Origin of the sequence: Microbacterium oxydans (assembly GCF_000956405.1) — a bacterium.
Classification (GTDB): Bacteria; Actinomycetota; Actinomycetes; order Actinomycetales; family Microbacteriaceae; genus Microbacterium; species Microbacterium oxydans_C.
The window spans coordinates 150265-161212 of the sequence record NZ_JYIV01000029.1; the positions used below are offsets into that span (position 1 = coordinate 150265).

A 10948-nucleotide genomic window follows, 5' to 3' on the forward strand; every position below is an offset into this window, starting at 1 on the left:
AGGAGAATCCCCCACCGATGTCTGTTCCCATCTCGCGCGGGCACAACCCGCTGCGTGACCCCGATGACCGCCGTCTCAACAGGATCGCGGGGCCCAGCGCCCTCGTGATCTTCGGCGTCACCGGAGACCTCTCACGCAAGAAGCTGATGCCCGCGGTCTACGACCTCGCCAACCGCGGTCTGCTCCCTCCCGGGTTCGCCCTGGTGGGTTTCGCCCGACGCGACTGGGAGGACCAGGACTTCGCCCAGGTCGTCTACGACGCCGTGAAGGAGCATGCACGCACGCCGTTCCGCGAGGAGACGTGGACCCAGCTGCTGCAGGGCATCCGCTTCGTCTCGGGTGAGTTCGACAACCCGGACTCCTTCCGCAAGCTGCGCGACACCATCGAGAAGCTCGACGTCGAACGGGGGACGATGGGCAACCACGCGTTCTACCTGTCGATCCCGCCGAAGGACTTCCCGCTGGTCGCGAAGCAGCTCAAGGAGTCCGGTCTCGTCGGCGAGAACAGCGACGACGACGAGCGCTGGCGTCGCGTCGTGATCGAGAAGCCCTTCGGACACGACCTCGAGTCCGCACGGGCACTGAACGCCGCTCTCGAGGTGGCCTTCCCTGCCGACTCGATCTTCCGCATCGACCACTACCTCGGCAAGGAGACGGTCCAGAACATCCTGGCCCTGCGCTTCGCCAACGAGCTGTACGAGCCGATCTGGAACCGCAACTACGTCGACCACGTGCAGATCACGATGGCCGAGGACATCGGCGTCGGCGGGCGTGCCGGCTACTACGACGGCATCGGCGCGGCACGCGACGTGATCCAGAACCACCTGCTGCAGCTGTTGGCTCTGACCGCGATGGAAGAGCCGATCAGCCTGTCAGCGGAGCACCTGCGCGCGGAGAAGGAGAAGGTCCTCGCGGCCGTGCACGTGCCGGACGACCTTTCCCTCGCGACCGCCCGCGGTCAGTACGCGGGCGGATGGCAGGGCGGCGAGAAGGTCACCGGCTTCCTGGAAGAGGAGGGGATGAACCCCGAGTCGACCACGGAGACGTACGCTGCGATCAAGCTCGAGATCGACACGCGCCGCTGGGCGGACGTGCCCTTCTACCTGCGCACGGGAAAGCGCCTCGGACGCCGTGTGACAGAGATCGCCGTGGTCTTCAAGCGCGCTCCTCAGCATCTCTTCGGCCGCGGCAACGCCTCCGAGCTCGGCCAGAACGCACTCGTCATCCGCGTCCAGCCGGATGAGGGCGTCACGATCCGCTTCGGATCGAAGGTGCCGGGCAGCGGCTCCAACGTCCGCGACGTGACGATGGACTTCGGCTACGGCCACGCCTTCACCGAGGCGAGCCCCGAGGCCTACGAACGCCTGATCCTCGACGTCCTCCTGGGCGACCCGCCGCTGTTCCCCCGGCACGAGGAGGTCGAGCTCTCCTGGAAGATCCTCGACCCGGTGGAGAAGTACTGGGCGGCCGAAGGCGGCCCCGTGGAGCAGTATGCGCCCGGCTCGTGGGGTCCGGCATCCGCCGACGACCTGCTGGCCCGCGATGGACGAGTCTGGAGACGCCCGTGATCATCGACCTTCCCGACACGACCGTCAGCCAGGTCGCGAAGCAGCTGGTCAAGGTGCGCGAAGAGGGCGGAGCCGTCGCACTCGGGCGCGTGCTCACCCTCGTGATCGCCGCCCGCAACGGCGTGGCCGAGGCCGCGATCGATGCTGCGAACGACGCCTCGCGAGAGCACCCGATGCGCGTGATCGTGATCACGACCGGTGAGGGCGACTCGCGGCTCGACGCGCAGATCCGCGTCGGCGGAGACGCCGGTGCGAGCGAGGTCGTCGTCCTCCGCGCCTTCGGAGACGCCGCCAGCAATGAGGAGAGCCTGATCACGGGCCTGCTGCTGCCCGACGCTCCGGTGGTCGCCTGGTGGCCCGAGTCCGCGCCTGCCGCCCCTGCGCAGTCCCCGCTCGGCAAGATCGCTCAGCGCCGGATCACCGATGCTGCGACGGCGAACGATGTCCGCGACCGGCTCGCCCTTCTCGGTGAGACCCACGCCCCCGGCGACACCGACCTGGCGTGGACGCGACTGACCCACTGGCGCGAGCAGCTCGCCGCCGTGCTCGACCAGCCGCCGTACGAGCCGATCACCGGCGTCGAGGTGCGCGGAGCTTCGGCCTCGCCCTCCACCGCCCTGCTGGCCGCCTGGCTGCAGATGGCCCTCGACGTGCCCGTGCAGTGGTCGTACGAAGACCCCGACCGCTGGGCGGAGGGCATCAAGTCGGTGCGCCTGACGCGCGAGTCCGGAGACATCCTCCTGGAGCGTCCGACGCCGGGAGTCGCCGTGCTCACGCAGCCCGGGCAGCCGAACCACGACCTGCACCTCCCCCGCCGCACGCTTCGCGAGTGCCTCGCAGAGGAGCTGCGTCGGCTCGATCCCGACGTCCTGTACGGTCGAGTGATCACCGAGGGCTGGGAGAAGCTGGGTCCGCCCGAGACTGGAGAGTGACGTCGATGACGACATCGTCCGCAGAGAAGCGGGTGGTGGTGGAAGCCACCCCCGCTGCCCTCGCCACCCGCGTGGCCGACCGATTCCTGACGCGGGTGCGAGCACGCACACGCAACGGTCGCATCGCGCACATCGCCCTCACGGGAGGATCGATGGGTGGAGCAGTGCTGCGTGCCGCTGCCGAACACCCGCGAGTGGGCGACATCGACTGGTCGCTCGTGCACTTCTGGTGGGGGGATGAGCGTTTCGTCCCGCGCGACGATGCCGACCGCAACTCACTGCAGTCGCGTCAGGCTCTGCTCGACCACATCCCGGTGCCCGCGGAGAACGTGCACGAGGTCGCCGGCCCCGAGAGCGGACTGACCCTCGACGAGGCCGCGGCAGCATACGCCGACGAGCTCGCACGGTTCCGCAGCGAGGAACACGCCTGGCCCTCGTTCGCCGTGTGCTTCCTCGGTGTCGGCCCCGACGGTCACATCGCCTCTCTCTTCCCTGATCGCGAAGAGGTCACGGTGACGCACGCCGCTGTGCTCGCCGTGCGCGACTCCCCGAAGCCGCCGCCGGAGCGCGTCACCCTGACCCGCCCAGTGCTCAATTCGTCGAAGCGCGTGTGGCTCGTGCTGACCGGCGCGGACAAGGCCTCGGCCCTGGGACTCGCTCTCGCGGGCGCCAGCTACACGAGTGTCCCCGCCGCCGGTGCGAAGGGCCGCAAGCGCACGGTGTTCTTCGTGGACGACGCTGCCGCCTCCGAGGTCTCCGTCGACCTGATCGACCAGGCCTACTGAATCCAGCGAGAACGGACCGAGGTCCCGGAGGATCCCGGTGGATCAGGGGCGCTCAGGCGACCCGTCGCGCCGGGATGCCGTGCCGGGGCCGGCCGACCCGTCGCTGCGCTCCGGAGCGTCCGTCGCCGACGGCGAGGTCGTCGCGTCCCCCGCTCCGGTCGGTGTGCTGCCGCGCGGGATCCCGAGGTCCTGGCTGTCGCTCAGTACCTGAGGATGGTATCGAGCGAGTCCGACGACGCCCCACACGGCGATCCCGCCGGCCACGGCGAAGATCACGAGCACCCACCACGGTGCGGCGGCGGCCTCGCCGAGCACGACCATTCCGATGAGCACCGCGACGAGGGGGTCGACCACGGTGAGGCCCGCAATCACGAGATCGGGAGGGCCGGAGCTGTAGGCGGTCTGCACGAAGTACGCGCCGACGGCTGCTGCCGAGACGAGAGCGAGCACGCAGATGGCCGTGATCCACTCGAACTGGCCGGCCTCGATGCGCTTGATGACGACCTTGGCGAGGGTCGCGACGAACCCGTAGAGGATACCGGCGCCGATCACGTAGAACAGCGCACGCATCCGGCGACGGAGGATCAGCCAGCACGCTCCGAGGACGATGATGACGGCGAGCAGAAGCGCCAGGATGGTGAAGAGCTCGCGGTCGGTCACCTCTTGCTCGGTCGCGTAGATCGCAGCGAAGAAGACGAAGAGGAAGATGCCGCCGACGCAGCAGACGATGGCGGTCAACGACTGTCGTGTGGGCGAGTGGCCGGAGATCCTTGCGTTGAGCAGCGTCGTGATCACGAGCGCGATCGCTCCGAGCGGCTGGACCACGATCAGCGGTGCCTGCACGAGAGCGGCGAGCTGACAGATGACGGCGAGGCCGAGCATGAGCGTGCCGATCAGCCACGACGGCCGAGTCAGGAGACGCTTGAGCTGGTCGAAGCTCAAGCCCGAGGCACCGGTGGCTCCGCTGAGCCGTTCGACCTTCTCGACGCCGCGGTGCTGATACTGGGCACCGAGCGACATGAACACGGCGCCGGCGAGGGCGAGAGGGATGCCGAGCAACAGACCGGGGTTCTGGAACGCACCGACGAGCTGATCACCGACGTCCTCGACCGCATTCATCCACACCCCAGCATTCACAGTACGACACTACCTGGCGAGCACCGCCGACTAGGGTTGTGACGTGGCTGTACTTCCGATTCGCATCATGGGCGATCCCGTCCTGCACTCCCCCGCATCCCCCGTCGACGAGATCACGGACGACATCCGCAGGCTCGTCGCGGACATGTTCGAGACGATGGACACGGCACCGGGAGTGGGTCTGGCTGCCCCACAGGTCGGCGTTCCGCTTCGGATCTACACCTACGCATACGTCGATGACGACGACCAGCCCTGGCGTGGCGTGCTCATCAATCCGGTGCTGTGGATGGTGCCGCTCGAGCCCGGCGACCCGGACCCGGATCTCGAGTCCGAGGGGTGCCTGTCGTTCCCGGGCGAGCGGTTCCCCCTCCGTCGCTCCGATCGCGTGCACGTGACGGCGACGGACCTCGACGGACACCCGGTCTCGATCGACGTGGACGGGTGGCGTGCCCGTATCATGCAGCACGAGTTCGACCACCTCGACGGCATCCTCTACGTCGACCGCCTCTCGGACAGCGACTGGAAGACCGCACAGAAGATCGCCAAGAAGCGCGGCTGGGGCCGACCCGGTGCGAGCTGGATGCCGGGCGTCGACGACCTCGAGGGGTGAGTCGCTCCCAGCCGAACCACAGCCCCCTCCGAGTTGCAACATAGACTCGGCGGCCGCTAACGTAATCGCGGCGGGGGCTTTCATCGTGCCTCCTCAACACGCTTCGGAGGGGAAGAAAACATGATGAAGATGCGTACGCGACGTGTTCTGGTGCTCGCGGGATCCGTAGTGGCGCTGTCCGTCGCCCTGAGCGGCTGCAGCGCAATCAACAGCATCCTCGGCAGCGGCTCCGGCGACGCCAACCGCGACGAGGAGAGCGGCCAGGTCACGGAGAGCGCGAACGTCAACGTGTTCTCGGTCAAGCTCGGCGACTGCATGCTCGACGGCGGTACCGGCTCCCTCACCAACGCCGACATCCTCCCGTGCAGCGAACCGCACGACCAGGAGGTGTACTACGAGATCACCATGCCCGATGGCGAGTTCTCCGACGCCGACATCGACGCCGCGACCCAGGAGTGCATCGGCGACGCCTACACCTCGTTCGTCGGTGTCGCCTACGACGACTCCGAGCTCGCCGTCACGACGCTCGTTCCCACCAAGGACTCCTGGGAGCAGAACAACGACCGCGTGATCCAGTGCATCATCGTGGACCCGGCAGCACAGACCACCGGTTCACTCGCGGGAGCCGCGCGCTGATCGACAGCCGTTGAGAAGGGCCTCGCCATCCGGCGGGGCCCTTCTTCGTGCCGGCGACCCTCACTCGTCCGAGGCGCGCAATGCGAGCCAGGCCGCCACTCGGTCATCAGGGTCTGTCATGGACAGCCCGATCAGATCCTCGATGCGTCTGATCCGCGCGGCAAGGGTCTGCCTATGGATTCGCAGGCGCGTCGCACTCTCGCCCCAGGCACTGTTCGTGGCGAGGAAGACGCGCAGCGTCTCGATCAGCTCCGAGTGCTGGTCACCGCCCCTCAACGGGTCCAGGAGCCGTCCGATGCGCTGGGTCTGATCCGCGCCCAGCTGCCCGAGCACGAAGGACACCGTCGGGATCGATTCGTACCGGACGACGCGCTCTCCGCCCGCTCGCGCCGTCTCGCATGCCTGGCGGGCTTCGTCGACGCTGCGGGCGAGCGAGTCGGTCGTGGTCGGCCGGCCGAGTCCGAGGTAGAGCGTCGAGGCGAAGGTCTGCACGCGGTGCGCGATCTCCTGCGCGTGCTCCTCCCGCATGACACCGCGGATCAGCCCCCGTTGAGCAGCGAAGACGTGCTCAGCCCCGAGCTCGTCGAGCCACAGCGCGAGCAGATGCTCCGTGTCGACGCCGCTGGTGCGCGAGACGAGGGCGAATCCCATGAGGCTTCTCTCGTGCACACCCCAGCGCCGGAGAAGCCGCGTCGCCGCCTCTCCTCCCTCGAGCACGGTCTCCAACATCATCGATCGTCCGAGGCGTTCGAGGTGGCTGCTGTCACGGGTGCGCATCAGCAGGTCGAGCAGAGCCGCGGCCTGGGAGCTGAGCTCCCTTCCACGCCCTGAGCTGTCGTTGCGCGGCGCTGTCACCAGCTGCGCGGTGATGTCCTGGCCAGGGCCGACCGGGTGCACCTGCAGCGCGCGATGGCGCACCCTGACGGGACGGCCGACCGCCACGGCGATCGCGTCGTCGATGTGCAGACTTCCCGCGCCGGCCGTCGTGATGACTTCGCCGTGTCGATCCAGCAGCACCGCCCAACCGTCGATCCGGTGAGCGAGCTCCGCGATGACGCCGGTCACCCCGCTCCGTCGCGCGGCGAGGGTGAGCACTCGCATCGCCGAGGTGATCGCCCTGGCTTCGGCTGCCTGGTCGACGGCGAGCAGAGCGGTCAGCGTCGGCGTCAGGAGGTCGTGAGCGACACCCGCGGCCACGATCGCGGTGATGCCGGCATCGTCCAGTGCCCGGCGCGCTGTGGGCATGTCCGCAGCCGTGACCACGACCACGTCCTGGAGCGATGCGAGCCGCTCCGGGTCGTCGACGAGTTCGCCGAGCTGCCCCTCGTCGACGACGACCAGGGTGGTGAAGAGGAGCTCGGTGGGAGCGCTGAAGGAGTCGAAGACGACGACGGAGTTCACGTGCCGCGAGCTGGGCACCGCGCCGTCCAGAAGCCGTCCCCGGAGGTATCGCGCCACGGAGGCGACATCACGAGCCACTCGTCGATCATACAAAGTGTGATCGACGGACACCCAATCCACACATTCGTCGAATGCCGCCGGAGTCTCGGTCTCCTAGCATCGTCGGCATCCCCTCTTACCCGAAGGATGTCATGAAAGCTGTTGTCTTCCGCGATCCGCAGTCTCCGATCGAGTTCGTCGATGTCGACCTCGCTCCGCCCCGCGCCGGTGAAGTGCGGGTGCGCATCGCCGCTGCGGGGGTGTGCCACTCCGATCTGCACGTCAAACGCGGAGAGTGGGATGCTGCCGCTCCCCTGGTGATGGGGCACGAGGGCTCCGGCGTCGTCACCGAACTCGGCGAGGGCGTCACGACCCTCGCCGTCGGCGACCACGTGGTCTTGAGCTGGGTACCGCCGTGCGGCGAGTGCCGCTACTGCCGCGCCGGCCACGAGGCCCGCTGTCAGAAGGTCGCCACGGTGGTCGCTCCGTTGGGCGTGCTCTTCGACGGCACATCGCGCCTGAGCCGCAACGGCGAGCAGCTTCACCACTACCTCGGCGTCTCCTCGTTCGCCGAGGAGGTCGTCGTTCCCGCGTCCGGTGCGGTCAAGGTCCGCGACGACGCCCCGCTCGATGTCGTCGCGGTCGTCGGATGCGCCGTCGCCACCGGTGTCGGCGCCGTTCTCAACACGGCCGCCGTCGAACCAGGATCGACCGTCGTCGTGATCGGCTGCGGAGGCGTCGGCCTCAATGTGGTCCAGGGAGCACGGCTCGCCGGAGCCGAGCGCATCGTCGCGATCGACGTGCGCCCGGAGAAGACGCAGATGGCGCTGCAGTTCGGCGCCACCGACCGCATCGACGCCTCCCAGGGCGACGCGGTGGCACAGCTGCGCGAGCTCATCCCGGACGGTGTCGACTACGCGTTCGACGCGATCGGCCGTACGTCCACCACCGAGCAGTCGATCCAGATGCTCGGCCTCGGCGGCGCGGCCGTCATCGTCGGACTTCCTCCCACGGGCGCCCGCGCGTCGTTCGAGCCCCTCGTGCTCGCCGAGGCCGACCAGCGCATCCTCGGCTCGAACTACGGCTCGGTCCGCCCTTCCATCGATGTTCCGGCCCTCGTGGACCGCTACATGGACGGACAGCTCAAGATCGACCCGCTCATCTCGGGACGCCGCCCTCTGTCCGAGGCCGCCGCCGCGCTCGATGACCTCGAGACCGGCTCCGCTCTGCGCACCCTCCTCATCCCCTGACCACTCGCCATCCCCTCCCCCTGAAACCCGAATCCAGGAGAACCATGTCAGACACCGTCGTCGCCCCGCCTGGCGCGCCCAGGGATGCCGGTCTTCGCACCGGCGTCATGAGCGGGCCCGAACTCGCCGCCCAGGCCATCGCCAACATCGCCCCCAGTGCCGTCATCGCCTTCACGGCGGCCGCTATCTTCCTCGGTGCGGGCAACGGCACCATCTACGCCTTCACCCTCGCCACGATCGTGATCCTGTGCGTCGGCTACTGCGTGGTGGTGTTCGCCCGCAAGCACGCCTCCGCCGGTTCGCTCTACACCTACGTGTCGAAGGGCCTCGGTCCGTTCGGTGCATTCCTCGCCGGGGTGACCCTGCTGATCGGCTGCTTCGGCATCGCGGCGGCCTCCCTCAGCGGTTCGGTCAGCTACATGGGTCAGTTCCTGAGCATGCTCGGCCTCCCCGCCCAGGGACTCGGCTGGGACATCGGCCTCGCGATCGTGCTCGGCGGCCTGGCCACACTGTTCACCATCCGCGGCATCCGCCTGTCCGCACGAGTGTCGCTCGTCCTCGAGCTCGTGTCCGTCGGCATCATCCTGGTGCTTCTGATCGCCGCGCTCGTCTGGGCCGGTCCCGCCGCCTGGGACCCCGCTCAGGTGCTCGCGACCGGTTCGTCGTTCCAGGGCATCGCCTCCGGAATGGTGCTCGGCATCCTCGGTTTCGTCGGATTCTCGTCCGCCGACGCGCTCGGCCGCGAGGCCAAGGAGCCGTATAAGGCCATTCCCCGAGCGATCATGTGGAGCGCCCTCGGTGTCGGCGTGCTCTACGTCTTCGCCGCCTACACGCAGATCACGGTGCTCGGCGACGATCTCGCCACCGCGTCCAGCCCGCTGGAGAGCATGTCGGCTCTGATCGGGATGCCCGGCTGGTTCGCCGCCGTGCTCACGTTCGGCGTCTCCGCATCGTTCTTCGCCGTCGTCGTCGCACCCCTCAACGTGATCGGCCGCATCGTCTACGTGATGGGCAAGGAGGGCGTCGTCGCCGAACGATTCGGACGCACGCACGAGGAGCATCTGACCCCCCACCGCGTCCTGATCATCGCCGGCTCTGCGGCCGTCGCGGTCGACATCGTGCTGTTGCTCTCGGGCGCGGCGACCGGCGAGATCCTCGTCTGGGTGAACACCTGGGGCACGTACGGCTACATGGTGGCGTACGCGCTCGTCGCGATCGCCTGCGTGGTCTACACGCAGCGGGCGAAGATGCGCAACGGCCTGGTGAAGGTGTGCGCGACCGTCGCGGTCGGCACCATGGGCTACGTCTTCTTCGCGAACGTGTGGCCGGTGCCGGCGTTCCCGTACAACGTGATCCCCTACGTATTCCTCGTGACGGTGGCCCTGGCGCTCACCCGGTACGCCTACCTGGCACGACGTCGCCCTGACGTCATCGCCCGCATCGGCAACACCGAGACGAGCGCGATGGAGGGCGTCGGCTGAACCGATGTCGCCGACAGAAGGAGCCCCTCCATCGGGAGGGGCTCCTTCTGTCGATTCGGCATTCGACACGATCTGTCAGCGCAACGGAGAACGAGAAAAGCCCCCTCCGTGGAGGGGGCTTTTCTCGTTGGCTCCCCGGCTTGGACTCGAACCAAGAACCTGCCGGTTAACAGCCGGCTGCTCTGCCAATTGAGCTACCGAGGAATGTGCACCGCTGAGCGGGCAACTCGACAAGCTTAGCAAACTCCCGGAGGTGTTCACGACACGAGAGCGCCGTTCCGGGTTGCCGGGCGTGTCGGGGTCAGTGCCGCGAATCCGATTCCGCGTTCGGCACCCAGAGCAGATCCTTGCCGACCCCGCGCGCGACGACGTGTCCGCTGCGGAGCATGAGCGTCTCGGCGTTCAACTCGCGGATGAAATCGGCATCGTTGGTCACGAGAAGGGCAGCCATCGACTGCTCTTTGCGCCGACGGGTGATCGCGTCGAAGACGACCGGTCGCACCTCGAGGTCGAGGTTCGCGAGCACCTCGTCCGCCATGAGAACCTTCGGCTCGAGCACGAACGACCGGGCGATGGCCACACGCTGGCGCATGCCGGCGCTGAGTTCGTAGGGGAACTTCGTCGCCGTGCCCAACGGCAGGTGCAACTCGTCGAGCAGCATGGCCACGCGGATCGACAGGGCCTTGGTGTTCACCCGTCGCTCGCGGATGAGGATCGGCTCCGCGATCACCTCGTTCACGGTGAGGCGTGGTGGCAGGTCGGCCCCGGCACCCTGCGGCACGAAGCCGGTGCGATAGGTGAGGATGCGGTGCTTGCGTCCAGGACGACGAACATCGACGCCGCAGACCTGCGCCCTGCCTCCTACGACCTTCACCGAGGGATCGGTGGAACCCGCGAGGGCTGCGACCAGTGTTGACTTGCCCGAACCGGTGGGACCGGCGACGCAGATGAGCCCGCCGGGAGCGAGCGAGAAGGTGACGCCGTCGACGGCGCGCGTCGGCATCCCGTGGCCGATGCGATCGATCACCAGATCGGAGCAATCGATCGCGTTCGTTGATTCGGGCCTGCGGGACATGACTCCATACTGCCGCCTGCGGGATGCCGCTCGG

Annotated in this window: 10 protein-coding genes and 1 tRNA gene; 7 read left to right on the top strand and 4 right to left on the bottom strand. The window is 68.1% G+C overall.

The features are described 5' to 3' along the window. Window positions 1–17 precede the first annotated feature (17 nt). Genes zwf through pgl form a run of 3 tightly spaced genes read left to right on the top strand, consistent with a single transcriptional unit; the run spans window position 18 to window position 3285 of the window. Window positions 18–1568 (top strand): glucose-6-phosphate dehydrogenase, encoded by a 1551-nt coding sequence (gene zwf, locus RN51_RS15165; RefSeq protein WP_045264872.1) that lies wholly within the window; start codon window positions 18–20, stop codon window positions 1566–1568. Next, on the top strand, window positions 1565–2500 hold the full coding sequence (locus RN51_RS15170) for a glucose-6-phosphate dehydrogenase assembly protein OpcA (RefSeq protein WP_045264873.1): 936 nt from the start codon (window positions 1565–1567) through the stop codon (window positions 2498–2500). The genes zwf and RN51_RS15170 overlap by 4 nt, the downstream gene beginning before the upstream one ends. Window positions 2501–2505: 5 nt before the next feature. Further along, window positions 2506–3285: a 6-phosphogluconolactonase gene (pgl, locus tag RN51_RS15175; RefSeq protein ID WP_045264933.1), complete on the top strand. Its 780-nt coding sequence runs from the start codon at window positions 2506–2508 to the stop codon at window positions 3283–3285. A 42-nt stretch (window positions 3286–3327) separates the two neighbouring features. Here pgl and RN51_RS15180 read toward each other — a convergent pair whose 3' ends face one another. Beyond that, window positions 3328–4404 carry a DMT family transporter gene (locus RN51_RS15180; RefSeq protein ID WP_045264874.1) on the bottom strand — a complete coding sequence of 359 codons (1077 nt, stop codon included), beginning with the start codon at window positions 4402–4404 and terminating at the stop codon, window positions 3328–3330. Between the two features lie 61 nt (window positions 4405–4465). Between RN51_RS15180 and def the strand changes: the two genes are divergently transcribed. Both def and RN51_RS15190 read left to right on the top strand, forming a co-directional pair. After that, complete coding sequence (gene def, locus RN51_RS15185) at window positions 4466–5032, top strand: peptide deformylase (protein WP_082066616.1); 567 nt, start codon at window positions 4466–4468, stop codon at window positions 5030–5032. Window positions 5033–5152: 120 nt separating this feature from the next. Next, window positions 5153–5668, top strand: coding sequence for a hypothetical protein (locus tag RN51_RS15190; RefSeq protein WP_045264876.1), 516 nt, complete (start codon window positions 5153–5155; stop codon window positions 5666–5668). Between the two features lie 60 nt (window positions 5669–5728). On the opposite strand, the gene RN51_RS15195 is transcribed toward RN51_RS15190, so the two are convergent. Next, the gene (locus RN51_RS15195) at window positions 5729–7147 is read right to left on the bottom strand and encodes a PucR family transcriptional regulator (protein ID WP_045264877.1); all 1419 of its coding nucleotides are present in this window, start codon (window positions 7145–7147) and stop codon (window positions 5729–5731) included. Window positions 7148–7260: 113 nt separating this feature from the next. Here RN51_RS15195 and RN51_RS15200 point away from each other — a divergent pair, with 113 nt between their 5' ends. Then, entirely contained in the window at window positions 7261–8358 is a 1098-nt protein-coding gene (locus RN51_RS15200) for an alcohol dehydrogenase catalytic domain-containing protein (RefSeq protein ID WP_045264878.1), read from the top strand. A gap of 44 nt (window positions 8359–8402) precedes the next feature. After that, the gene (locus tag RN51_RS15205; RefSeq protein WP_045264879.1) at window positions 8403–9839 is read left to right on the top strand and encodes an APC family permease; all 1437 of its coding nucleotides are present in this window, start codon (window positions 8403–8405) and stop codon (window positions 9837–9839) included. 128 nt (window positions 9840–9967) lie between these two features. Here the strand turns inward: RN51_RS15205 and RN51_RS15210 are convergent. Then, window positions 9968–10043: transfer RNA gene (locus RN51_RS15210), tRNA-Asn, on the bottom strand. A 97-nt stretch (window positions 10044–10140) separates the two neighbouring features. Further along, window positions 10141–10914 (bottom strand): ATP-binding cassette domain-containing protein, encoded by a 774-nt coding sequence (locus tag RN51_RS15215; RefSeq protein ID WP_045264880.1) that lies wholly within the window; start codon window positions 10912–10914, stop codon window positions 10141–10143. Window positions 10915–10948 lie beyond the last annotated feature (34 nt).